Below are 23,896 nucleotides of genomic sequence, written 5' to 3' on the forward strand. Positions count from 1 at the left end.
TTCAGCCTAGCACGGGGTCAGTGCCCGGAAGCTTCCGCCGCGCCGATGCCGGTCTCGGAGCGCACTTGCTGCGCCGGATAGCCGGCCCGGTCGATCTTCGCCCGCTGGCTGTTGTCCAGGATGGAGAACAGCCAGATGCCGACGAAGCCGAGGGTCATGGAGAACAGCGCCGGCGAGGTATAGGGGAACGGCGCGGAGCCGGCCGGGTTGCCGAGGGTGGCCTCCCAGACCGAGGGCGACAGCACGGTCAGAAGCACCGAGGACAGGAGTCCCAGGAAGCCGCCGATCACCGCGCCCTTGGTGGTGCAGTCCTTCCACAGAACCGACATGAACAGCACCGGGAAGTTGGCCGAGGCGGCAACCGCGAAGGCCAGCGACACCATGAAGGCGATGTTCTGCTTCTCGAAGGCGATGCCGAGCAGCACCGCGAGGATGCCGAGGCACAGCGTGGTGATGCGCGAGACCTTCAGCTCCGAGGCGCTGTCCGCCTTGCCCTTCTTGATGACCGTCGAATAGAGGTCATGGGACACCGCCGAGGCGCCCGAGAGCGTGAGGCCGGCCACCACCGCGAGGATGGTCGCGAACGCCACCGCCGAGATGAAGCCGAGGAACACGTTGCCGCCCACGGCCGAGGCCAGATGCACGGCGGCCATGTTGTTGCCGCCCACGAGCGCGCCCTTGGCGTCGAGGAACGCCGGGTTGGTCAGCACGAAGGTGATGGCGCCGAAGCCGATGATGAAGGTGAGCAGGTAGAAGTAGCCGATCCACCCGGTCGCCCACATCACGGACTTGCGGGCTTCCTTCGCGCTGGGCACCGTGAAGAAGCGCATCAGGATGTGCGGCAGGCCGGCGGTGCCGAACATCAGCGCCATGCCGAAGGAGATGGCCGAGATCGGGTCCTTGATGAAGGTGCCCGGGCCCATGATGGCCTGGCCGGCGGCGGCCGCGGCCTGGGGCGTGGTGCCGGGCTTGGCGGCTGCGAGGTTGGTCTTGATCTCGACCGCCGCGGCGAACATCTTCTCCGGCGAGAAGCCGAAGCGCCAGAGCACCATCACGGCCATGAAGGTGGCGCCGCCGAGCAGCAGGCAGGCCTTGATGATCTGCACCCAGGTGGTGGCGGTCATGCCGCCGAACAGCACGTAGACCATCATCAGCGCGCCGACGATCACCACCGCGATCCAGTAATCGAGGCCGAACAACAGCTTGATGAGCTGGCCGGCGCCCACCATCTGGGCGATGAGGTAGAAGGCGACCACCACCAGCGTGCCGGAGGCGGCGAACACGCGCACCGGGGTCTGGGCGAAGCGGAAGGCGGCGACGTCGGCGAAGGTGAACTTGCCGAGGTTCCGGAGGCGCTCGGCCATCAGGAAGGTCAGGATCGGCCAGCCCACGAGGAAGCCGATGGAATAGATGAGGCCGTCATAGCCGGAGGTCATCACCGCGGCGGAGATGCCGAGGAAGGAGGCGGCCGACATGTAGTCGCCGGCGATGGCGAGGCCGTTCTGGAAGCCGGTGATGCCGCCGCCCGCGGTGTAGAAGTCGGCGGCCGACTTGGTCTTCGCCGCGGCCCATTTGGTGATGTAGAGCGTGCCCATCACGAACACGGCGAACATGGTGATCGCGGTCCAGTTGGTGGACTGCTTCTCGGCCGCGCCAAGATCGCCGCCCGCGGCGAGCGCCAGCGTGGGGGCGAGGACGAGCGCGGCGGCGGCGGCGATGGCGAGCGCGCGGCCGGCAAGAGAGGTCTGGAGCGTCGCGGTCACTTGAGCGCCTCCTGCTTGATCTTCTCGGAGAGTTCGTCGAACTCGCCATTGGCGCGGCGGACGTAGACGGCGGTGATGAGGATGGTGAACACGATCACGCCGAAGCCGATCGGAATGCCCCAGGTCATCACGCCGTCGCCGATGCGCGCGGCCAGCACATCCTTGCGGAAGGCGATGAGCAGGATGAAGCCGTAGTAGACGACCAGCATCGCCAGGGTGAGAATCCACCCGAAGCGCGAACGGCGCGACTTTAGCGCCTGGTAATTGGGATCGGCCGCAATGCGTGCGGCCACGGAAGTGTCCATGGGTCCCGCCCTCCCTGAAAGCCCGCGGTACCCGTGGGCCCCGGTTGTTATCTTCGTGATCGACCTGGCCTCAGCCGGCCTTGTCATCTCGCACTCTGTACCAGAGCCGAGGCCGCGCGCTAGTTGAGGAAACCCCGTACTTTCGGCCATACGCCGAATGTATTGTGCAGCGCGTCGCGGGCTTGCAGGAAGCGCGTGAGAATCGATGATCTGCAAATACTTGCCACCGATTTCGACCGCTGATTACGTCGCGTGCGCGAGGATTTTCCGGGCGGGAAACGATCGTGTCGGGCGGGAGGGGTGCCTAATACTTTCGGGTGAGGGGTGCAGTGTCCTCGCCTTTGGTCGTAATGCTCACGTCGGGGAATGGAGCGGCGCTGGCGATCAGCGCCGGCCCTGTCCGAGGAAAGTCTCCGCGAACCAGCGGTCAAGCGTCATGGGCGGTTCCTGCTGGGGCGGGCGCGGCGGCATCTGGCCAACCACTGCGGCCGGCCGGTCGTCCGGCAGGTCGGCGGGCGGCAGGTAGGTGCCGCCGGGCTGGCCATAGCCGTTGCCGCCGAAGCCGTAGGATCTGAGGCCGCCGGGCAGCTCCGCCACCGGCACGCCCTGGTGCGCCGCCTTCATGACGCGGCTCCAGACCTCCACCGGAAGATTGGCGCCGGAGGCCTTCTTGGTGGGCGAAGAATCGTCGTTGCCGAGCCACACCGCCGTGACGTACTTCGCCGTGTATCCGACGAACCAGGCGTCGCGGTAGTCCTGCGAGGTGCCGGTCTTGCCGGCGGCCTCCCAGCCCGGAAGATCGGCGCGGCGCGCGGTGCCGGCGGCCAGTGTCTGGGTCATCATGTGGTTCATCATCGCCACATATTCGGAGGCGACAACGCGGCCCATGCCGGTGACGTTGCGCTCGTAGAGCGGCTTGCCGTCCGGCCCGATCACGCTGTCGATGACGTGCGGCATGACGCCGAGGCCGCCGTTGGCGAACGGGGTGTAGGCGCCCGCCAGCTCCAGGACCGACACTTCGGATGTGCCCAGCGCGATGGACGGGTTGGGATCGAGATTGGAACTGATGCCCATGCGGTGCGCGGTCTGCACCACGGCCTTGGGGCCGAACTCCAGCGCGAGGCGCACGGACACGGTGTTGAGCGACAACGCGAGCGCAGTGGTGAGCGTCACCGGTCCGCGATATTCGCGGGTGGAGTTCTCGGGTCGCCACCCCTTGAGCTGGATCGGCGCGTCGTCGCGGACGCTCTCCGGCGTCAGGCCGTGCTCGACGGCGGTGAGGTAGATGAAGGGCTTGAAGGCCGAGCCGGGCTGCCGGCGGGCGGTGACCGCGCGGTTGTACTGGCTATCGGCATAGGAGCGCCCGCCGATGAGCGCCTTCACCCCACCATCCGGATCGAGCACCACCACCGCGCCCTGCCCGACGCCGTACTTGGCCCCGGATTTCGCCAGCGTGTCCTCCAGCGCCGCCTCGCCTGCCTTCTGCAGCGCGGGATCGATGGTGGTGCGCACCACCACGTCGCCGGGCAGCTCGCCGTCGCCGAGGACGGAATCAAGCTGGTCCATCACCCAGTCGGCCACATAGCCGGACGAATCGGGCATGCCGGCGCGGGCGAGTTGCGCCGGGCGCGCCTGTGCGGCGCTCGCCACGTCGGCGGTGATCATCTTCTGGTCGCGCATGGCGGCGAGCACGAGATTGGCGCGGGCCTGCGCGCCCTTGAGATTGCGCGTCGGCGCAAGGCGGGAGGGGGAATTGACGAGACCGGCCAGCATGGCCGCCTCGGCGACCGTCACCTGCCGGGCCGACTTGCCGAAATAGCGCTGCGACGCCGCCTCGACGCCATAGGCACCGGCGCCGAAATAGACACGGTTCAGGTAGAGGTCGAGCAGCTGGTCCTTGGTGAACTTGTGCTCCAGCCACAGGGCCAGCACCAGCTCCTGCATCTTGCGGGATGCCGTGCGCTCCTGGGTGAGAAACAGGTTCTTGGCGAGCTGCTGCGTCAGCGTCGAGCCGCCCTGCCGCAGGCGGCGGGAGGTGAGGTTGGTGACGAGGGCGCGCGCGAGGCCCTCCGGATCGAGGCCGAAATGGCTGTAGAAGCGCTGGTCCTCGATGGCGACGAAGGCCTTGGGCAGGTAGGGCGGCAGCTCGCCGATGGGCACGGCGACTCCGCCCATGTCGCCCCGGGTGGCGATGGTCTTGCCGTTGGCTCCCTGGACGGTGACGGTGGGCGGACGCTTGGGGATCATCAGCGTCTGCATGGGCGGCAGCTTCGACGCCTCGTAGGCGATGACGCCCGCGAGGGCGAGCAGCGCCCACACGCCCAGGATGAGGCCCCACTTCACCAGCCGGAACAGGACGCGTCCGCCACCGCGACGGGGCGGGCGGGGCGGCGGATCGGAGCGGCCACGGCGCGGGGCGGGGGCGGAACGCATGTCGGGCTCAGCCTTGGCCTTGGGGCGCGGGGTCGGCTTGCGGGAAGGAGCCGGCGGCTCGGGCGGCGGGGCGGCGGAACGGTCGCGGGGATCGAGGCGGATGTCGAACAGGGATTCGGGCCGCTCCATGAGCGGCTCGCGCCTCATGCCGTCCCCCCGTCCACGCACTGCCATCTGCTGCTTCCGTAGTCTGCTCCGGTCCCCCGTTTCCGACCACACAAATTGGGCGGAAATGAACCAGGGCGACATAACGCGCTCAGACTGAAAGTGGCGTTAAGGAAGCCGACGTGTTGACGGAAATACAATTTAGAATTGTATTTATGATTATAAACAATTTTAGGAGGCAAAGATGGCGACCATCATTCCCGCGCTGGTGCAGGTGGCATTGGCGGAATGGACGTTTTTCGGCGGCGGGCAGATCAACCTCGACGGCACCGTCAAGGACGGGAAGAAGGAGTATCAGGACGGCGCGTGGCAGCGTGTCGGCGACTATTGGCGCTTCCTCGGCGGCGCCTATCGAAACCTCACCGGCAAGGACCGCGGCTATCCATGGTCTGCGGCGTTCGTCTCCTTCTGCTTCCACGAGGCTGGGGCGAAGGATCGCTTTCCCTATGCCGCAGCCCACGCCACTTACATCAACGCCGCCATCCGCAACGCCGACGAGGGCAGGTCCACGGCGCCCATCGTGGCGCACCGGCTGGGCGATTATCAGCTCAAGGTCGGTGACCTGATCGGCTATTGGCGCGGCGATACCAAAGTGAGTTTCGATACCGCCCGGCGGATCGGCTACTACGAGAGCCATACGGACATCGTCGTCGAGGTCGACGACAGCTATGCCTACAGTATTGGCGGCAACGTCAGCCAGTCGGTGACACGCCGTCAGGTCAAGCTCAATGCTCGCGGGCAGCTCGCGGACAAATCCGCCAATTGGTTCGTGGTGATCGAGAACCGGATGTGAACTCCGCCCTCAGGGGCACCTGCTCCAGTAGCCCACGGTCTTCGCCGGCGTCGTGTAGAACCAGCAGGTGTTCGGCGCCGGGGCTGGGCCGACGAGGGGCGTCGCGAGTCCGCCCGGCAGCACGCCGAGCGGTGCGCCGGAGCCCGGCTGGGCGCCGATGGGCGTGTTGGCGCGGAAAGGCGGCGACTGGATGATGGGGGTGGGGTCCGCCGGCACCACCGGCTTCGGCGCCGGCAGCTTCGGGCGCGGCGTCACCACGGTGGGCGCGCGCGGGACGACGGGGGCGGGCCGTACCACGGGACGGGCCGCCGGCCGCTGGATCGGCGGGATCACCGCCGCTCCCCCGACGATGGGCGTGCCGATTCCCGTCCCGGCCAAGGCTCCGGCCGGGGCAAGGGCGATCACCAGCGCCGCGACGCCGCGCATGACGTTACGGAATGTCAGGGCACCTCTCGTAGGGTGCTGTCCGGCCGGCATGTGGTCCATGACCGACATATAGGTTTCGCACCGGCGGTTTCGAGGGGCAGCCCTCAACGACGCTCGCGGCCGGGCGCCGATTGCGGTACAGATACAGGCTCCTGTCCTTCGTGCCTCCAGATCGCCGAGCAATGCCCACCGTCCGTTCCTCCAAGGTCAACCGCGTCATCGGCGAACCCTTCGAAGGCCAGGCCCTCAAGGCCGAGATCAGGGAAATCGCTTCCGCTCACAAGGGGCGCGACCTCGATCTGCGCAATGCAGTCGTCGCCCGGCTCAAGAAGGGCATGCAGGAGGGCCGCGCGGAAGCCGAGCGCCTGCTTCTGGAAGATGGCTGCGGCCGCTGCTGCGCCATGCGCCTTTCCGCGCTTCAGGACGCAATCATCACCAGTGCCTATGAGGTGGCCACCACCTTCCTCTACCCGGTGGACAACCCCTCCCGCTCCGAGCGCATGGCCGTGGCGGCGGTGGGCGGGTACGGCCGGGGCATGATGGCGCCGGGCTCCGACACCGACATCCTGTTCGTGCTGCCCTACAAGCAGACGGCCTGGGGCGAGAGCGTCGCCGAGGCCATGCTCTACATTCTGTGGGATCTCGGCCTGAAGGTGGGTCACGCCACCCGCTCGGTGGAGGAATGCCTGCGCCAAGCGCGGGCCGACTTCACCATCCGCACCTCCATCCTCGAAGCCCGCTACCTCGTTGGCGACAAGGCGCTGTTCGAAGATCTGGAGACGCGCTTCGACAAGGAAGTGGTCGAGGGCACGGGCGCCGAATTCGTCGCCGCCAAGATGGCCGAGCGTGAGGATCGCCTTCGCCGCTCCGGCCAGTCGCGCTATCTCGTCGAACCGAATGTCAAGGAGAGCAAGGGCGGCCTTCGCGACCTCCACACCCTCTTCTGGATCGCCAAATACGTCTACCGGGTGCAGACCGCGAGCCAATTGGTCGCCAAGGGCGTGTTCACGAGGGAGGAAGCGCGCCTCTTCAAGAGGTGCGAGGACTTCCTCTGGTCGGTGCGCTGCCACCTGCATTTCCTGACCGGTCGCGCCGAGGACCGCCTGTCCTTCGACCTGCAGCGGGAGATGGCGCTGCGCCTCGGCTATACGGAGCATCCCGGCCAGAAGGACGTGGAACGCTTCATGAAGCACTATTTCCTCGTGGCGAAGGATGTGGGCGATCTCACCGCCATCCTCTCCGCCGCGCTGGAAGAGCGGCACGAGAAGCCGGTGCCGGGCCTCAAGGGCATGGTGGAGCGTTTCCGCGCCGGGTCCCGGCGCATCACGCTGAAGGACACGCCGGATTTCATCCTGGATCATGACCGCCTCAATGTGGCGGACCCGGAGGCATTCAACCGCGACCCGGTGAACCTCATCCGCATCTTCCACGTGGCCGACAAGCGGAACCTCGCGCTGCATCCCGACGCCAGCCAGCTCGCCGCCCGTTCCCTCGGCCTCATCGATGCGAGCGTGCGCGAGAATCCGGAGGCGAACCGCCTGTTCCTGGAGATCGTCACCTCGAAGGACGCGCCCGAGACGGTGCTGCGGCGGATGAACGAGGTGGGCGTGCTGGGGCGGTTCCTGCCGGAGTTCGGCAAGGTCGTCGCCATGATGCAGTTCAACATGTACCACCACTACACGGTGGACGAGCACCTGCTGCGCTGCATCGGCATCCTGTCGGAGATCGAGCGCAAGGTGAACCCGGACAACGGGCTCGCCAACGAGCTGATGGGCACGGTGAAGAACCGCAACCTGCTCTATGTGGCGCTCCTGCTGCACGATATCGCCAAGGGCCGGCCGGAGGATCATTCGGTGGCGGGCGCCCGCATCGCCCGCAAGCTCTGCCCGCGCTTCGGCCTCTCGCCCGTGGAGACCGAGACGGTGGCCTGGCTGGTGGAGCAGCACCTCGTCATGTCCACGGTCGCCCAGTCCCGCGACCTCTCCGATCGCAAGACCATCGAGAATTTCGCCGCCGTGGTGCAGAACCTCGAGCGGATGAAGCTGCTCACCATCCTCACAACCGCCGACATCAAGGCGGTGGGGCCGGGCACCTGGAACGGCTGGAAGGCGCAGCTCCTGCGCACGCTCTATTACGAGACCGAGCCGGTGCTCACCGGCGGCTTCTCCGAGGTCGACCGGGGCAAGCGCGTCACCGCCGCCCAGTCCCAGTTCCGCTCGGCCCTCTCCGACTGGGACGACGAGAAGGTGGCGGCCTATGTGGCGCGCCATTATCCGCCCTACTGGCTGCGCGTGGACCTCGAGACCAAGCTGCGGCATGCCCGCTTCGTGGACGAGGCGGAGACGGCGGGCTGCTCCATCGCCACCCACGCGTCGCTGGAGCCGGGCCGCGGCATCACCACGCTCACCGTGCTGGCGCCGGACCATCCCAAGCTCTTGTCCATCATCGCCGGCGCTTGCGCCGCGGCGGGTGCCAACATCGTGGACGCACAGATTTCCACCACCACGGACGGGCTGGCGCTCGATACCATCGCCATCCGCCGCGCCTTCGACCATGACGAGGACGAGCTGCGCCGCGCCAACCGCATCCGCGAGGCGGTGGAGCAGGCGCTGACCGGCGAGGTGCGCCTGCCGGAAGTCATGGCCAAGAAGCTGCCCAAGGGCCGCCGCACCTTCACGGTGGAGCCCGAGGTGACGGTGAACAACTCCTGGTCCAACCGGCACACGGTCATGGAGGTCTCCGGCCTCGACCGTCCGGGCCTGCTGTTCGCGCTCACAAACACGCTGTCCCGGCTCAACCTGAACATCGCCTCGGCCCATGTCGCCACCTTCGGCGAGCGAGCGGTGGACGTGTTCTACGTCACCGACCTGATGGGCGCGAAGATCACCGGCGCCGCCCGCCAATCCACCATCCGCCGCGCTCTCGTCTCGGTGTTCGAGGGGCCCGTGGAGGACGAGGAGCCGGCCCGCCGGGTGGCGCGGGGGTGACGGGGCGCCGCGGCGCGGGCGGGAAGGCCGTTTTTTCGCCGCGCTCGCATGGCTCAGATGCCAATCGTTTGCATGAGGCGACGGTGCGGCATACGTTCTGCCGCGCTCCTTTCCGGCCCCGCGATCCAAGATGACCGACGACCTCCATCTCGATGCTTCCGATGCGACCCGTGCCGAGCGGGCGACGACCCGCGTCGTCGTGGCCATGTCGGGTGGGGTGGATTCGTCCGTGGTCGCGGCGCTGCTCGCCCGCGCGGGCTATGACGTGGTGGGCGTCACCCTCCAGCTCTACGACCACGGCGAGGCGGCGCATCGCGCCGGCTCCTGCTGCGCGGGACAGGACATCTATGATGCCAGCGAGGTCGCCCGCACGCTCGGCATCCCGCACTACGTGCTCGATTATGAAAGCCGCTTCCGCGAGGAGGTGATCGACCGCTTCGCCGCGAGCTACGCGGCCGGCGTCACCCCCATCCCTTGCGTGGACTGCAACCGCACCGTCAAGTTCCGCGACCTGCTCGCCACCGCCGAGGAGTTGGGCGCGCGCTATCTCGCGACCGGCCATTATGTGGCGAGCCGCGCGCTGCCGGGGGGCGGGCGCGGCCTGTTCCGGGCGGCGGAGGAGGCGCGGGACCAGTCCTATTTCCTTTACGCCACCACGGCCGCCCAGCTCGACAAGCTGCGCTTCCCCCTCGGCGAGATGCAGAAGGCGGATGTTCGGGCGCTGGCGGCGGAGTTTGGACTTCCCGTCGCCGAGAAGCCGGACAGCCAGGACATCTGCTTCGTGCCGGGCGGCGATTATGCCGAGGTGGTGCAGCGCCTGCGGCCCGAGGCCGGTGAGGCGGGCGACATCGTGCATCTGGACGGCCGGGTGCTCGGCCGCCACAAGGGTGTGCTCCACTACACCATCGGCCAGCGCAAGGGCCTCGGCATCGCCACGCCCGAGCCGCTCTATGTGATCTCCATCGACGCGAGCCGCCGCGAGGTGCGCGTCGGCCCCCGCGAGGCTTTGGCGGTGCGGGCCATTTCGATGGCCGATGTGAATTGGCTGGGCGACCTCCCCTTCGACGCGGCGCTCGATGCCGAGACCGAGGTCTATGTGAAGGTGCGGTCCACCCGTCCCCCGGTACCGGCGCGCCTGGGTCGGACGGCGGACGGCGCCCCGGCGGTGCATCTCGCGCTCGGCGAGGAAGGCGTTGCGCCGGGGCAGGCCTGCGTGCTCTACGATGCCCCCGGCGCCGGTGCCCGCCTTCTCGGTGGTGGCACCATCGTGAAGGCGGAGCGGGTGGCGAAGGCGGTCGCAGAGGTCGCCTGAGGCGCGGGTTGCCCTCGGGACTTGGGGCGGGAGAGACGGAATGGCGGTTCAGTACGATCTCGAAGGCCAGAAGAAGGCCTATGCCAAATGGGCGCCCATCTATGACAAGGTCTATGTGAAGCTGCTGGCCGACGCGCAGCGCAAGACCTCCGCCGCCGCCGCCGCGTGCGGCCCCGACATTCTGGAAGTGGGCGTCGGCACCGGGCTGGTGCTGCCCTATTATCCCGCTCACTGCCGTGTCACCGGCATCGACCTCTCCTTCCACATGCTGCAGAAGGCGGTGGAGAAAAAGGTCGAGCGTGGCCTGAAGCAGGTGGGCCTGCTCTGCGCCATGGACGCCTGCAAGCTCGGATTCGCCGACCACAGCTTCGACGCCGTGACCGTGCCCTTCGTCATCACGCTGGTGCCCGATCCGGAAGGTGCGCTGGACGAGATGTACCGCGTGCTGCGCCCCGGCGGCGAGATCGTCGTCGCCTCCAAGCTCGGCGCGGACGAGGGCGCGACCATGCATGTGGAGGCGGCGCTCGCCCCGCTGGTGAAGAAGATCGGCTGGAGCATCGCCTTCAAGGCGAGCCGCCTTCGGAACTGGGCGGCCAAGTATCCCGACATGGAAGTGGTGAGCATCGCTCCCGTCTTCCCGGTGGGCTTCTTCAAGATGGTGCGCATCAAGAAGAAGGCGGCCTGAGCCTTTCGGCCGCAAGCCTTCTGTTCACAGGGCGCGCGGGGATTCTTGACACCCGCGTGGCCCCGCCTCTATATGCGCGTCTCCCGACGCAACTTGCGTCGGATGTGTGTTGTGGCAGCGTAGCTCAGTCGGTGAGAGCGCCGGATTCATAACCCGGAGGTCGGTGGTTCAAATCCACCCGCTGCTACCATCCATCCCCCGCCTTCCCATCCTCTTCACGGCGCGACTTCATCGAGAAATGCGCGCACCGCCGCGCGCGTCTGCGCGGCCCGCCCCACGAGCAGGTGTCCGCCGGTATCATAGGCGATGAGCCGGGCGCCGGGGATACGCGCCGCCGCCACCTCCGCCGCCGGCAACGTGTTGAAGAGATCATCCCGCGCCGAGACGATGAGGGTGGGCGCCGTGATGCGCTCCAGGGGCAGCACCGGGTGCGGGCAGGCGCTGTCGAGCCGGATGCCGGCGGCGCGCTCCGACACCGGCGCGATGGCGGCGGCGATCTTCAGCACCCGCTCTCGCTCCTGCGCTCCCGCCTGATCGAGCAACGCCGGCCGCACGCCCACGAAACGGATCACCATATTCGGGCCGAGGGCACCGATGAGCCACCAGAAGAAATCGCCCCCGGCCTTCACGATGGCGAAGGCGAGCCGGCTGCCTCCGGTGGGGTCGGTCGCCACCGGGCTGTGCGGGGCGTCGAGCGCCGGCACCAGCAGCACCAGCGCGCGGACCTTCTCCGGATGACGCACGGCCAGCGCCGCCGCCGATCGCGCGCCGGCCGAAAGCCCCATCACGATGACCTTGTCGAGGCCGAGATGGTCGAGCAGCGCCGCGTGGGCATCCGCCTGCGCGGCGACGCCCCCGTCCGGCTCATCCACCGCTGCGGCAGGCGTGCCGGTGCGCAGATAGCCGAAGCGCGAGGGCGAGATGAGGCGGAAGCCGCCGCCCATCAGTTCGTCGGCGAAGAACAGGCCATGGTCGAAGCCGCCGCCCGCGCCGTGGATGGTGAGCAGCACCGGGCCGACACCGCGGTCGGCATATTCCACCGCGCCGCCGGCCAGCGGCGCGATCTCGCTGCCGGAGGCAACGCGCGCGATAGCCCGCTCGCGCGCCGCCTTGAACCTGCGGGCGACCACCACCGCCACTGCAAGGCTGACCAGGGTGGCGAGAAGGGCGAGGGTCAGTCCCATGGCGTCGGCGCTCCGCGGCATTGGCTTGGCGCGCCGGTTGGCCGCGCCCGAACGCTTCCGCTATAGGTACCCCGGCGCAGCCACGGGGTCACGGCGCGCGAGGAGGGGCCAATGACATTCACCGAAGCTGTCCGCAGCTGCCTCAGCCAATATGCCGGCTTTCAGGGCCGGGCGCCGCGCAGCGAGTTCTGGTGGTTCTGGGTGTTCACGCTGCTGGTGGAAGTCGCGGCCTTTGTCATCGGCACCATGCTGCTCGCGGGGTCCATCACCGCGACGCAGGTCAGCGGTGGCCAGTTCGACGCCCTGTATTTCTTCGCCGGACCCAACTGGCTTTCGGCGGCTGTCCACCTCGCCCTCATCCTGCCCTCGCTGGCGGTTGCGGTGCGGCGGCTGCATGACGTTGGGCGGAGCGGCTGGTGGTTCCTGATCCTGTTCATCCCGTTCGGCTTCTTCGTGCTCCTGTTCTGGTGGGTGCAGCCCTCCCAGCGGGAGCCGAACGCCTACGGGCCGCCGCTGCTGCCGGCCCGCTGAGCCTCCGGCCCAATGAGAAAGGCCCGCGCGCATCCTGCGGCGGGCCTTTTTCACGTCCGGGCTTCGGAGCGCTCCGGGATCAGGTCTCGTCCGCCCGCGTGCGGATCCACTCGATGATGCCGGAGAAGTCCTTGCCCTCGTTCCCCTCCGCCGCGAAGGCGGTGTAGAGCGCGGTCGCGGCCGCGCCGAGCGCGGTGGCGGCGCCGGCCGTCTCGGCGGCTTCCTGGGAGAGCTTGAGATCCTTGAGCATCAAAGCCGCCGCAAAGCCCGGCTGGTAGCCGCGATTGGCGGGGCTGGTGGGCACGGGGCCAGGCACCGGGCAATAGGCGTTGATGGACCAGCACTGGCCCGAGGAGGTGGAGGCGACATCGAACAGCGCCTGGTGCGAGAGGCCGAGCTTTTCCGCCAGCACGAAGGCTTCCGAGGCGGCGATCATCGAAATGCCGAGGATCATGTTGTTGCAGATCTTCGCAGCCTGCCCGGCTCCGGCGCCGCCGCAATGGACGATCTTCTTGCCCATCAGTTCCAGGATGGGCTTTGCCGCCGCGAACGCCTCGTCCGTGCCGCCGACCATGAAGGTGAGCGTGCCCGCTTCCGCCCCGCCGACGCCGCCGGAGACCGGCGCATCCACGCTCGCGTGACCCGCCGCCTTGGCGGCCTCGTGGAAGGCGCGGGCGGAGGCAACGTCGATGGTGGAAGAATCAATGAACAGCGTGCCGGGCTTCGCCGCCGCGAACAGACCGTCCGCGCCGGTGGTCGCGCCCACCACATGCTTGCCGGAGGGCAGCATGGTGACGACCGCATCGGCGGCCGCCACCGCCGCCTTGGCGCTGTCGGCGATGGCGATGCCCTTCACCTTCGCCGCCTCCAGCGCGGCGGGCACGAGGTCGAAGCCGGTGACGGTGTGCCCCGCCTTCACGAGATTGGCGGCCATGGGCCCGCCCATGTTTCCGAGGCCGATGAATGCGATGGTGGCCATGATGGTTTCCTCCCTGCCGGATGCTCCCCTCTCCCCTTGCGGGAGAGGGGCCGGGGGTGAGGGGCCGGCCGTATCCGCATAACTGGCTGCGGGACGGCGCAGACATACCCCTCACCCCGTCCCTCTCCCGCAAGGGGAGAGGGAGGTTTTCGCTAGTTCCCCTGCGCGATCAGCGCGCGGGCGACGATGAGGCGCATGATCTCGTTGGTGCCTTCGAGGATCTGGTGGACCCTGAGGTCCCGCACGATCTTCTCGATGCCGTAATCGGACAGGTAGCCATAGCCGCCGTGCATCTGCAGCGCGTCATTGGCCACCTCAAAGCCGCGATCGGTGGCGATGCGCTTGGCCATGGCGCAGAGCTGGGTGGCGTCCGGCGCCTTGGCGTCCAGCGCCGAGGCCGCGCGCCACAGGAAGGTGCGGGCACATTCCAGCTCGGTCGCCATGTCGGCGAGACGGAATTGCAGCGCCTGGAATTCATCGAGCCGCTTTCCGAACGCCTTGCGCTCGCGCATGTAGGACAGCGCCTTCTCCAGCGCCGCCTGCGCCCCGCCCAGCGAGCAGGCGCCGATGTTCAGCCGGCCGCCGTCGAGCCCGGCCATGGCGATCCTGAAGCCCTCGCCCTCCTCGCCGAGCCGGTTCTCCACCGGCACCTTGACGCCCTCGAAGGTGACGGTGCGGGTGGGCTGCACGTTCCAGCCCATCTTGCGCTCGTTGGCGCCGAAGGACAGGCCAGGCGCGCCCGCCTCGATGACGAGAGTGGAGATGCCCTTCGGCCCGTCGCCGCCGGTGCGCACCATCACCACATAGATGTCGGAGGAGCCGGCACCGGAGATGAACTGCTTCTGGCCGTCGACGATGTAATGGTCGCCGTTCCGCACCGCCTTGGTCTTCAGGGCCGCCGCGTCCGATCCCGCGCCGGGCTCGGTGAGGCAGTAGGAGGCGAAATGCTCCATGCTGGCGAGGCGCGGCACCCACTTCCTGCGCTGGGTGTCGTCGCCGAAACGGTCGATCATCCAGGTCGACATGTTGTGGATGGATAGATAGGCCGAGGTGCCGGGGCAGCCGGTGGCCAGCTGCTCGAAGATGAGCGCCGCATCGAGGCGGGTGAGGCCCGAGCCGCCCACATCCTCCTTCACATAGATGCCACCCATGCCGAGCGCCGCGGCGGCGCGCAACTGCTCGACGGGGAAATGCTTCTTCTCGTCCCATTCCACGGCGTAGGGCGCGATCTGCTCATTGGCGAAATCGCGCGCCATGTCGCGGATGGCGATCTGGTCCTCGGAGAGCGTGAACATGCGTGGGCGCCTTCGTGCGAGCCATCCAGTGCCCGCCGAGATATGCACCCGACGGACCCGCCGATGCCAGAGCCGCCCCGCCCTGAGGACGGGGCAGCTGATCCGGCGTGTCAGCCCATGGTGGGGATCACGAAGTCCGCGCCGTCCTTGATGCCCGAGGGCCAACGGGAGGTGACGGTCTTGGTCTTGGTGTAGAAGCGCACGCCGTCCGGGCCGTGCTGGTTCAGGTCACCGAAGCCGGAGCGCTTCCAGCCGCCGAAGGTGTGGTAGGCAAGCGGCACCGGGATCGGCACGTTGATGCCCACCATGCCCACATTCACCTTGGAAGCGAAGTCGCGCGCCGCATCGCCGTCGCGGGTGAAGATGGCGACGCCGTTGCCGTATTCGTGCTCGGTGGGAAGCCGCAGGGCCTCCTTGTAGTCCGGCGCGCGCACCACGGAGAGGACGGGGCCGAAGATCTCTTCCTTGTAGATGCGCATGTCGGCGGTCACATGGTCGAACAGGCAGCCGCCCATGTAGAAGCCGTTCTCATAGCCCTGCATCTTGAAGCCGCGGCCGTCCACCAGCAGCTTCGCGCCCTCCTGGACGCCGAGGTCCACATAGCCGCGCACGCGCTCCAGCGCCTCGCGCGTGACGAGGGGGCCGAAGTCCGCCGAGCCGTCGGTGGAGGGGCCGATCTTCAGGTTCTCGACGCGGGGGACGAGCTTCTCCAGCAGCCGCTCGGCCGCGTCCTCGCCCACCGGCACCGCGACCGAGATGGCCATGCAGCGCTCGCCGGCGGAGCCGTAGCCGGCGCCGATGAGGGCGTCCACGGCCTGGTCCATGTCCGCGTCGGGCATGATGATCATGTGGTTCTTGGCGCCGCCGAAGCCCTGGATGCGCTTCCCGTTGGCCGCGCCCCGGGCATAGATGTACTGGGCGATGCTGGACGAGCCGACGAAGCCGATGGCGTGGACGTCGGGATGGTCGAGAAGACCGTCCACCGCTTCCTTGTCACCGTTCACCACATTGAGGATGCCGGGGGGCAGGCCCGCCTCGAGCATCAGCTGGGCGAGGTGCATGGGCACGCCGGGATCGCGCTCGGACGGCTTGAGGATGAAGGCGTTGCCGCAGGCGATGGCGGGGCCGAACTTCCACATGGGGATCATGGCCGGGAAGTTGAACGGCGTGATGCCGGCCACGACGCCCAGCGCCTGGCGCATGGAATAGATGTCGATGCCCGGGCCGGCGCTGTCGGAGAAGTCGCCCTTCATGAGGTGGGGGATGCCGATGGCGAACTCGATCACCTCGAGGCCGCGCTGGATGTCGCCGCGGGCATCGGGAACGGTCTTGCCATGCTCGCGGGCGAGCAGGTCGGCCAGCAGGTCGTAGTCGCGGTGCACCAGCTCCAGGAACTTCATGAGCACGCGGGCGCGGCGCTGCGGATTGGTGGCGGCCCAGGCGGGCTGCGCGGCCTTGGCGTTGGCGACGGCGGCATTCAGCTCGTCGGTCGAGGCGAGGGCCACGTGGGCGATCACCTCGCCCGTCATGGGCTGGTAGACGTCGGCGAAGCGGCCGGACGTGCCGGGCACCTGCTTGCCGCCGATGAAATGGCCGATCTCGCGCATGATGCGGTTCCTTCTTGGGAAATGCGTTTCCAGACGAGGGCCGCCGCTTCCCGGCAGCGTTCGTTGGCCGGCACACTGCCCTATCTTTTTGTGCACAGCTACGGCAATCTCCGCACCATTGATGTGCACCCTTTCACAGTCCCGAGAGCCATGCCCGGCAGCGATTTCGAGTGGTCCGACCTCACCTTCTTCCTCGCGGTGGCGCGCGCCGGGCGGCTGACCGTGGCGGCGGCGCGGCTGAAGGTGGAGCATTCCACGGTGAGCCGGCGCATCGCCGCGCTGGAAGCGGCGCTGGGGGCCAAGCTGTTCGACCGGCATCCCCACGGCTATGCGCTCACCGCGGCCGGGGATCGCCTGCTCGCCGCCGCCGAGGGCATGGAGACATTGGCCCTCTCCGCCCAGGGGGAGATCGCCGGCGCGGACCTCGGCGTCTCGGGCACGGTGCGGATCGGCGCGCCGGACGGGTTCGGCACCTTCTTCCTCGCCCCGCGCATAGGGGCGCTGTCGGATCTTCATCCGGGGCTGGACATCCAGCTCCTCGCCATGCCCCGCCTGTTTTCCCTGTCCAAGCGCGAGGCGGACATCGCCATCTCGCTGTCGCGGCCGAAGGAGGGGCGGCTGCATGCGAGGAAGCTCACGGACTACCGGCTCGGCCTCTATGCGGCCCGCGCCTATCTGGAGAAGCATGGGGCCATCGAGAGCCGCGCGGCGCTCCAGCGTCACCGCTTCATCGGCTATGTGGATGATCTGATCTACGCGCCGGAGCTGGACTATGTGCCCCTCGTGGCGAAGGACCTACGCGTGCGGCTGAAAAGCTCTAGCCTTGTTGCCCAGATGACGGCGACGCGCGCGGGGGCGGGCGTGTGCGTGCTCCCGTGCTTCATGGCCGACCTGTTCGCGGGGACGGGGCCGGACGCGCTGGTCCCCATCCTGCCCCAGGAGGTGGGCCTGACGCGCACCTTCTGGCTTCTCACCCACGCCGACACCCGCGACCTCGCCCGCATCCGCGTCGCCGCCGACTTTATCGCCGAGGCGGCACAGAAGGGGCGCGCGGTGCTGATGCCGGGGTGAGGACGGCGCTACTTCAGGCGCCAATACTGGTCGGACGGCCCTCCGGCCACCTCGCACGTCGCAAGCTGGAGCGGCGCGCCGTTGGCGGTGGCGGGGCCCCCGCGCACATCGAGACACAGGCCGGACAACTTGTGGCGGATCAGCCCTTCCTTCGTGAACTGCCACTGCTGGTCGGTGGTCGAGCCGTTGGGGTTCCGCCCCGACATCTCGCAATCATAAAGGATCAGCGCGGTCCCGGCCTTGATGCCGGGGGCGCCGGGCACGTCGATGCACTTGCCGGAGAGGGCATTGCGGATGAAGCCCTGGGGCAGGACCTCCCACATCTGGTCGGTGGGCGACCCGTTGGGGTTCAGCGCGCCGAACTCGCAGGTATAAAGAATCAGCGGCGCGCCATTCTTGACGCCGGGGGCGCCGGACACGTCGATGCACTTGCCGGACAGCTGGTTGACGATGAACCTTGTCTGAGCGCTCGCCTCGCCCGCGCAGAAGAGCCCCGCCATCGACAGCGCGGCGGCGAACAGCCATCCACCGAATTTCATGAAATCCCCCAATTCCACGCCACGCGGCCGATGCTGCCATGTTCCCCAGCTTCGCCGTGGCGCGCTTCCATACCAAGCTTCGCAGGGGGAGGATATGCCCCGCACCTTGACTGGCTTCCCCTCTCCCCCTATACGAGCCGCTTCCCGATAGAGCGGGTGAGTGCACGCGGGTCTGCTGGCCCCGACGCGTTCCCCGCGCCATACGAAGAAAAAAGGACTTTCGCCATGTCCCGGCGGTGTGACCTGACCGGCAAGGGGGTTCAGAGCGGCAACCTCGTGAGCCACTCGAACCGCAAGACCAAGCGCCGGTTCCTGCCGAACCTGTGCAACGTGACGCTGGAGAGCGAGACGCTGAAGCGTTCCGTGCGCCTGCGCATCAGCGCCAACGCGCTGAAGAGCGTGGACCATCGCGGTGGCCTCGACGCTTTCCTCGTCAAGGCGCGCGACGAGGAGCTGTCTCCCGTCGCCCTCGACCTCAAGCGCCAGATCGCCAAGGCCGTCGCCGCCGCTGCCGCGGCCTGAGCCTTCGGTTTTCCGAGACGTTTTGAACCGCGGACGGCAACGTCCGCGGTTTTTCGTCGTGGGTGCTTTCAGCGGAGGGGCGTGTCGCCGCCCGCGCTGCGCCCGGCCACGGCCCAGTAAGCAAGGCCTCCGCCGACACCGGCGATGAGGAGGTCGGCCGTCACCCGGACCAGCAGCGGGTCGCCGAGAGAATCGGTGACGAGGGAGAAACCCAGCCAGCCGGCCGCCGCCCAGATCGCGCCGGCCGCCCCATGGGCCAGCGGGTGACGCAGGCGATGGCGTTCCGAAACGGCGATCCACACCAGCGCCGGCGGGAGCCCGCAGACGGCGGCGAGCAGATAGGCGAAGCCGGCGGAGGCGATCGCAACACCATAATAAAGCGCCAGCCCTTCAGGGGCGCCGGGCGCGGGCGCGAGCCGGTCCATGGCGGCGCCCACCAGCGGCAGCAGGCTCACCGTGACGAGGACGGACGCGAGATAGGCCAGCACCAGACGAACCATGCGCCGCGGCGCACCCGGTTCGTCCGCGGCTGGGCTCATCGGGATGGCGACTCAGGCGAGGGGGGAGGAAGCCGCGGCTGCTGCGGAGGCGGCGGCAGCGCGCCGGCCCGCTCGGCGGGGGAGCGCAGGATGGGCTTGAAGAAGCCCGCCGTGGAGCCCGCCACCAGCCAGTAGGCGAGGCCGCCCGCAAGGCCGGCCGCCACCACATAGAAGGGATCGCTCGCCACGAGAGCCGAGCCGTCGGACGGCGCGAAGAGCTGGGCACCGATCCAGGCCGAGACCACGCCATTGGCCACGTGGAACATCCACGAGCGGATGGCGAAGGCCTCCGAGAACAGGATGCCCACGGCCGCCACCAGCCACATGAGCATCAGCAGCATGAACAGCACCACCACTGTGGTGACGATGGCCACGATGAAGCCCAGCGCCCGGTCGCCGGGATCGGCGGCGGTGAACAGCGAGCCGATGCGCCACTCCCCGATGAGGATCACGCACGCCCCCGCGATGACCGAGGCGAAATAGCCGAGCGGCACGAGAACGAGGCGCAGCAGCAGGCGGACGAGGTTGTCCATGGGCTCAGGCAGCCTCGGGCAGGTGGCAGACGGCCTCCACGTTGAGCCCGTCCGGATCGAACACGAACGCCCCGTAATAATCGGGATGGTAATGCGGGCGCAGGCCCGGCGCGCCATTGTCCCGCGCGCCCGCGGCGAGGGCGGCGGCGTAGAAGGCATCCACCGCCGCCCGGTCCGTCGCGGCGAAGGCGAGATGCAGGTGCCCCGTGGAGACCGGCGCATCGCCGATCCAGAAGTCCGGCTTGCCGGAGCCGACCACGCCGAAGCCGATATAGGTATGCCCGCCCGGCGGGCTCACCTCCATGAGGATGCCATAGCCGAGCGGGGCCAGCGCCGCGAGATAGAAGGCGCGGGAGCGCGCCACGTCGTGCACCGAAATCCCCACATGGTCGAGCATGGCAGCGTCTCCGAAGGGGCGGGGACTACTCCTCCGCCTGGGCCATCATGGCGCGATAGGCGAGGCGCTCGCGGGCGGAGAGCTTCTCGCTCTCGCTCTTGAGCTGGCCGCAGGCGGCGAGGATGTCGCGCCCGCGCGGCGTGCGCACCGGGCTCGCGTAGCCGGCGCGGAACACGATGTCCGAGAAGCGCTCGATGGTTTCCCAGTCCGAGCACTCATATTGCGTTCCGGGCCACGGGTTGAACGGAATGAGGTTGATCTTGGCTGGCACGCCTTCGAGCAGCTTCACCAATGCGCGCGCGTCGGCGGGCGAGTCGTTCACGCCCTTCAGCATGACGTATTCGAAGGTAATGCGCTTGGCGTTGGAGGCGGCCGGATAGGTGCGGCAGGCCTCCATCAGCTCCTTGATGGGATACTTCTTGTTGATGGGCACCAGCACGTCGCGCAGGTCGTCGCGCACGGCGTGCAGCGAGATGGCGAGCATGGGGCCGACTTCCGAGCCCAGGCGCTCGATCTCCGGCACCACGCCGGAGGTGGAGACGGTGATGCGCCTCTTGCCGAGGCCGAGGCCGTCGCCGTCCGAGAGGGTCTCGATGGCTTCCTTCACGCTGTCATAGGCATAGAGCGGCTCGCCCATGCCCATGAAGACGATGTTGGTGACCAGCCGGTCGCCCTCGGTGGGCAGGCCCGGACCCACCGCGCGGTCGCGGCCGGGATAATCGCCGAGCCGGTCGCGGGCCACCATCACCTGCGCCACGATCTCGGCGGCGGTGAGGTTGCGCACCAGGCGCTGGGTGCCGGTGTGGCAGAAGGAGCAGTTGAGGGTGCAGCCCACCTGCGAGGACACGCAAAGCGTGCCGCGGTCGCTTTCGGGGATGTAGACCGTCTCGATGTCATGGGGCCGCTCGCCCGGGTGATCGGCGGGGAAGCGCAGCAGCCATTTGCGGGTGCCGTCCTGCGAGACCTGCTCCGCCACGATCTCGGGACGGGCCAGCGTGTAGGCCTCCTCCAGCCGCGCGCGCAGGTGCTTGGAGACGTTGGTCATCTCCGAGAAGTCCTGGGCGCCGCGCAGGTAGATCCAGTGCCAGAGCTGGTTGACGCGCATGCGCCGGTCCGAGCCCTTCACGCCGATGGCATCGAGCGCGTCGCCCAGCTTGTCCCGGTCGAGGCCGATGAGGGAGGCGCGTGCGGGCGCGGCCTCGGACGCGATGGGCGGCAGGGCGGTTTCAGGCGCGGGCGTGGCTTCAGGCATGGTTTCGAGCGTGGGCATCATCCGCCACACATAATCCCTCGCGGGCCGCGTTTCCACGGGAAGAATGCGGGAGCCGCCCCGCGTCTGCCTCAGGGCTTGGTCGAGCCGGCCCCGTCGCCCTCGGCGAGCAGCGCCTTCAGCCGGGCCTCCTCGGCCGCCGAGAGCCGCGGTGCCGGGGGGGCGGCGCTGCGGCGACGCAAAGCGAGGACGGCGCCGAGGGCGCCCAGCACCAGCACGAGGATCGGCGCGCCCCAAAGGAGCGCATTGCGCCAGGACATGCGCGGGCGGAGCAGCACGAACTCGCCGTAGCGGGCCACCATGAAGTCCAGCACCTGGCTGTCGCTGTCGCCGGCCTTCAGCCGCTCGCGCACGATGAGGCGCAGGTCCTTCGCCAGCGGTGCGTCGGAATCGTCGATGGACTGGTTCTGGCAGACCATGCAGCGCAGCTCCGCCGAGAGCGTCCGCGCCCGGCTCTCCAGTGCCGGATCGCCCAGCACCTCGTCCGGCTGCACGGCGAAGGCCGGGGCGCCGAGGGTGAGGAGGATGAGGAGAGCGGCGAGGAGCGCGCGCAGGTTCGGTGCCATGGCGCTCACTCCGCCGGCGCCACGGAATGCCGCTGCTTCTTCGCCGCCGGGCGGGGCGCGCCCACCCTGAGGCGCCGGTCGGCGAGGGAGAGGCCGCCACCCAGCGCCATCACCAGCGCGCCGAGCCAGATCAGCGTCACGAACGGCTTGAAGGTTGCTCGGACGGAGACGTGGCCGTCCGGGCTTTCCTCGGCCATGCTCACATAGAGCTGGCTGAAGCCGAAGGTGCGCAGGCCCGCCTCGGTGGTCGCCATCTGCCGCGCGGCGAAGGTGCGGCGCGAGGCCTCGATATTGCCCTCGGAGACCCCGCCGTCGCGGATGGAGAACACCGCCGTGCGGGCGCGGAAGTTTGGCCCGGTCCGGCTTTCCAGCCGGTCCAGGGTCAGGGTGCGCGAGCCGATGGTGATGGTATCGCCGAGCTTCACCGCGGCGATCTTCTCAAGGCTCCACGACGTCTCGCAGACGATGCCGAGCAGGCAGACGCCCACGCCGAAGTGGGCGATGGCCGTGCCATAGGCCGAGCGCGGCACGCCGGCGAGCCGGGCAAGCGCCACCTTCGCCCCCACGCGGCCGAGGCCGGCGCGCTCGGCGAGGTCGGTCAGGGCGCCCAGCATGATGAAGGCGGCAAGGCCCACCGCCAGCGGCGCCAGCACCGGGCCGCCGGTGGTCGCGGCCGCCGTCACCACCACCGCCACGATGGCGAGGCCGGCGGCGAGCATCAGCCGCTGCGCGGCGCCGAGGATGTCGCCGCGCTTCCAGGCGAGCAGCGGGCCGAACGGCATGGCGAAGACGAGGGGCAGCATCAGCCCGCCGAAGACAAGGTTGAAATAGGGTGGGCCGACCGTGATCTTCGCGCCGGTGAAGGCTTCCAGCGCCAGCGGATAGAGCGTGCCCACCAGCACCGCGGCGGTGGCGGCGGTGAGGAACAGGTTGTTGAACACCAGCGCCCCCTCCCGCGAGATTGGCGCGAACAGGCCGCCCTGCTTCAGCTCGGAGGCGCGGAAGGCGAACAGCGCCAGCCCTCCGGCGATGAAGAAGGTGAGGATGCCGAGGATGAACACGCCCCGCGCCGGATCGGTGGCAAAGGCATGGACCGAGGTCAGCACGCCCGAGCGCACCAGGAAGGTGCCCACCAGCGACAGGGAGAAGGCGAGGATGGCGAGGAGGATGGTCCACACCTTCAGGGCGTCGCGCTTCTCCATCACCACGGCGGAGTGCAGCAGCGCAGTGGCGGCGAGCCAGGGCATGAGCGAGGCGTTCTCCACCGGGTCCCAGAACCACCAGCCACCCCAGCCCAGCTCGTAATAGGCCCAGTAGGAGCCGACCGCGATGCCCAGCGTGAGGAACACCCAGGCCGCCAGCGTCCACGGCCGCACCCAGCGCGCCCAGGCGGCGTCGATCCGCCCCTCGATCAGCGCCGCGATGGCGAAGGAGAAGGAGATGGAGAGCCCCACATAGCCGAGGTAGAGCAGGGGCGGGTGGATGGCGAGGCCGGGGTCCTGAAGGATGGGGTTGAGGCTGCGCCCCTCCGCCGGGGCCGGCACGATGCGGGCGAACGGGTTGGACGTGAACAGGATGAAGGAGAGGAAGGCGGCCGCCACCGCCCCCTGCACCGACAGCACCAGCGCCCTGAGCCGGTCCGGCAGGTTCGAGCCGAACACCGCCACCAGCGCCCCGAAGAGGGCGAGCACGAAGACCCACAGCAGCATGGAGCCTTCGTGGTTCCCCCAGGTGGAGGTCACGCGGTAGACGAGCGGCATCTGGGAGTGGGAGTTCTCCACCACGTTCACCACCGTGAAGTCGGAGGTGACGTAGAGCTGCACCAAAGCGCCGAAGGCAAAGGCGACGAAGCCGAACACGGCGAGGGTGATCGGCCCGGCGGAACCCATCAGCACCGCATCGCGCCGCTCCGCGCCCCAGGCCGGCAGGATCACCTGAGCCAGGGCCAGCGCGAAGGCGAGGGCGAGGGCGTATTGTCCGATCTCGGCGATCAT

Annotated in this window: 22 protein-coding genes and 1 tRNA gene; 8 read left to right on the forward strand and 15 right to left on the reverse strand. The window is 68.7% G+C overall.

What is annotated here, in order from left to right; genetic code table 11:
- Positions 1 to 17 precede the first annotated feature (17 nt).
- The 3 genes from V5F63_RS02800 to V5F63_RS02810 all read right to left on the reverse strand — a co-directional run bounded on the left by V5F63_RS02800 (position 18) and on the right by V5F63_RS02810 (position 4,648).
- Entirely contained in the window at positions 18 to 1,763 is a 1,746-nt protein-coding gene (locus V5F63_RS02800) for a cation acetate symporter (protein ID WP_394101525.1), read from the reverse strand.
- Positions 1,760 to 2,068: a DUF485 domain-containing protein gene (locus V5F63_RS02805; RefSeq protein WP_209487602.1), complete on the reverse strand. Its 309-nt coding sequence runs from the start codon at positions 2,066 to 2,068 to the stop codon at positions 1,760 to 1,762. Before V5F63_RS02805 ends, V5F63_RS02800 begins: the two co-directional genes overlap by 4 nt.
- A 384-nt stretch (positions 2,069 to 2,452) precedes the next feature.
- Positions 2,453 to 4,648, reverse strand: coding sequence for a transglycosylase domain-containing protein (locus V5F63_RS02810; RefSeq protein WP_394101526.1), 2,196 nt, complete (start codon positions 4,646 to 4,648; stop codon positions 2,453 to 2,455).
- Between the two features lie 202 nt (positions 4,649 to 4,850).
- Here V5F63_RS02810 and V5F63_RS02815 point away from each other — a divergent pair, with 202 nt between their 5' ends.
- Positions 4,851 to 5,459: a DUF2272 domain-containing protein gene (locus V5F63_RS02815; protein WP_209487604.1), complete on the forward strand. Its 609-nt coding sequence runs from the start codon at positions 4,851 to 4,853 to the stop codon at positions 5,457 to 5,459.
- 9 nt (positions 5,460 to 5,468) lie between these two features.
- Here V5F63_RS02815 and V5F63_RS02820 read toward each other — a convergent pair whose 3' ends face one another.
- The gene (locus V5F63_RS02820; RefSeq protein WP_394101527.1) at positions 5,469 to 5,954 is read right to left on the reverse strand and encodes a hypothetical protein; all 486 of its coding nucleotides are present in this window, start codon (positions 5,952 to 5,954) and stop codon (positions 5,469 to 5,471) included.
- A 113-nt stretch (positions 5,955 to 6,067) separates the two neighbouring features.
- Between V5F63_RS02820 and V5F63_RS02825 the strand changes: the two genes are divergently transcribed.
- From V5F63_RS02825 to V5F63_RS02840, 4 genes are all read left to right on the forward strand, one after another.
- Entirely contained in the window at positions 6,068 to 8,872 is a 2,805-nt protein-coding gene (locus tag V5F63_RS02825; protein WP_394029536.1) for a [protein-PII] uridylyltransferase, read from the forward strand.
- Between the two features lie 130 nt (positions 8,873 to 9,002).
- Positions 9,003 to 10,184, forward strand: a complete 1,182-nt coding sequence (gene mnmA / locus V5F63_RS02830) for a tRNA 2-thiouridine(34) synthase MnmA (protein WP_394101528.1) — start codon at positions 9,003 to 9,005, stop codon at positions 10,182 to 10,184.
- A gap of 40 nt (positions 10,185 to 10,224) precedes the next feature.
- Positions 10,225 to 10,869, forward strand: coding sequence for a class I SAM-dependent methyltransferase (locus tag V5F63_RS02835; RefSeq protein WP_394029534.1), 645 nt, complete (start codon positions 10,225 to 10,227; stop codon positions 10,867 to 10,869).
- Positions 10,870 to 10,982: 113 nt separating this feature from the next.
- A tRNA-Met gene (locus tag V5F63_RS02840) sits at positions 10,983 to 11,059 on the forward strand.
- Between the two features lie 25 nt (positions 11,060 to 11,084).
- Here V5F63_RS02840 and V5F63_RS02845 read toward each other — a convergent pair.
- Positions 11,085 to 12,053, reverse strand: coding sequence for an alpha/beta fold hydrolase (locus V5F63_RS02845; protein WP_394101529.1), 969 nt, complete (start codon positions 12,051 to 12,053; stop codon positions 11,085 to 11,087).
- A 111-nt stretch (positions 12,054 to 12,164) separates the two neighbouring features.
- On the opposite strand from V5F63_RS02845, the gene V5F63_RS02850 reads away from it, so the two are divergent.
- Positions 12,165 to 12,584, forward strand: a complete 420-nt coding sequence (locus tag V5F63_RS02850; protein ID WP_209487610.1) for a DUF805 domain-containing protein — start codon at positions 12,165 to 12,167, stop codon at positions 12,582 to 12,584.
- A 79-nt stretch (positions 12,585 to 12,663) separates the two neighbouring features.
- Here V5F63_RS02850 and mmsB read toward each other — a convergent pair whose 3' ends face one another.
- From mmsB to V5F63_RS02865, 3 genes are all read right to left on the reverse strand, one after another.
- On the reverse strand, positions 12,664 to 13,563 hold the full coding sequence (gene mmsB, locus V5F63_RS02855) for a 3-hydroxyisobutyrate dehydrogenase (RefSeq protein ID WP_209487611.1): 900 nt from the start codon (positions 13,561 to 13,563) through the stop codon (positions 12,664 to 12,666).
- Positions 13,564 to 13,715: 152 nt separating this feature from the next.
- Entirely contained in the window at positions 13,716 to 14,858 is a 1,143-nt protein-coding gene (locus V5F63_RS02860; RefSeq protein WP_394101530.1) for an isobutyryl-CoA dehydrogenase, read from the reverse strand.
- 110 nt (positions 14,859 to 14,968) lie between these two features.
- Entirely contained in the window at positions 14,969 to 16,465 is a 1,497-nt protein-coding gene (locus tag V5F63_RS02865; RefSeq protein WP_394029530.1) for a CoA-acylating methylmalonate-semialdehyde dehydrogenase, read from the reverse strand.
- Between the two features lie 150 nt (positions 16,466 to 16,615).
- Between V5F63_RS02865 and V5F63_RS02870 the strand changes: the two genes are divergently transcribed.
- The gene (locus V5F63_RS02870; protein WP_394101531.1) at positions 16,616 to 17,536 is read left to right on the forward strand and encodes a LysR family transcriptional regulator; all 921 of its coding nucleotides are present in this window, start codon (positions 16,616 to 16,618) and stop codon (positions 17,534 to 17,536) included.
- An 8-nt stretch (positions 17,537 to 17,544) separates the two neighbouring features.
- Here V5F63_RS02870 and V5F63_RS02875 read toward each other — a convergent pair whose 3' ends face one another.
- A complete protein-coding gene (locus tag V5F63_RS02875; RefSeq protein ID WP_394101532.1) occupies positions 17,545 to 18,075 on the reverse strand; it encodes an RICIN domain-containing protein in 531 nt (176 codons plus the stop codon).
- Positions 18,076 to 18,300: 225 nt separating this feature from the next.
- Between V5F63_RS02875 and rpmB the strand changes: the two genes are divergently transcribed.
- Complete coding sequence (rpmB, locus tag V5F63_RS02880; protein WP_209487618.1) at positions 18,301 to 18,597, forward strand: 50S ribosomal protein L28; 297 nt, start codon at positions 18,301 to 18,303, stop codon at positions 18,595 to 18,597.
- 68 nt (positions 18,598 to 18,665) lie between these two features.
- Here rpmB and V5F63_RS02885 read toward each other — a convergent pair whose 3' ends face one another.
- From V5F63_RS02885 to V5F63_RS02910, 6 genes are all read right to left on the reverse strand, one after another.
- Positions 18,666 to 19,097, reverse strand: a complete 432-nt coding sequence (locus V5F63_RS02885; RefSeq protein ID WP_394101533.1) for a hypothetical protein — start codon at positions 19,095 to 19,097, stop codon at positions 18,666 to 18,668.
- 35 nt (positions 19,098 to 19,132) lie between these two features.
- Positions 19,133 to 19,669, reverse strand: coding sequence for a hypothetical protein (locus tag V5F63_RS02890; RefSeq protein ID WP_394101534.1), 537 nt, complete (start codon positions 19,667 to 19,669; stop codon positions 19,133 to 19,135).
- 4 nt (positions 19,670 to 19,673) lie between these two features.
- Positions 19,674 to 20,066 (reverse strand): VOC family protein, encoded by a 393-nt coding sequence (locus V5F63_RS02895; RefSeq protein WP_394101535.1) that lies wholly within the window; start codon positions 20,064 to 20,066, stop codon positions 19,674 to 19,676.
- Between the two features lie 25 nt (positions 20,067 to 20,091).
- A complete protein-coding gene (rlmN, locus tag V5F63_RS02900) occupies positions 20,092 to 21,339 on the reverse strand; it encodes a dual-specificity RNA methyltransferase RlmN (RefSeq protein WP_394101536.1) in 1,248 nt (415 codons plus the stop codon).
- Positions 21,340 to 21,407: 68 nt separating this feature from the next.
- Positions 21,408 to 21,902 carry a cytochrome c-type biogenesis protein gene (locus V5F63_RS02905; RefSeq protein ID WP_209487622.1) on the reverse strand — a complete coding sequence of 165 codons (495 nt, stop codon included), beginning with the start codon at positions 21,900 to 21,902 and terminating at the stop codon, positions 21,408 to 21,410.
- A gap of 5 nt (positions 21,903 to 21,907) precedes the next feature.
- Positions 21,908 to 23,896 (reverse strand): heme lyase CcmF/NrfE family subunit, encoded by a 1,989-nt coding sequence (locus V5F63_RS02910; RefSeq protein WP_209487623.1) that lies wholly within the window; start codon positions 23,894 to 23,896, stop codon positions 21,908 to 21,910.

The sequence above is a fragment of the Xanthobacter wiegelii genome (assembly GCF_043193855.2).
Classification (GTDB): Bacteria; Pseudomonadota; Alphaproteobacteria; order Rhizobiales; family Xanthobacteraceae; genus Xanthobacter; species Xanthobacter flavus_A.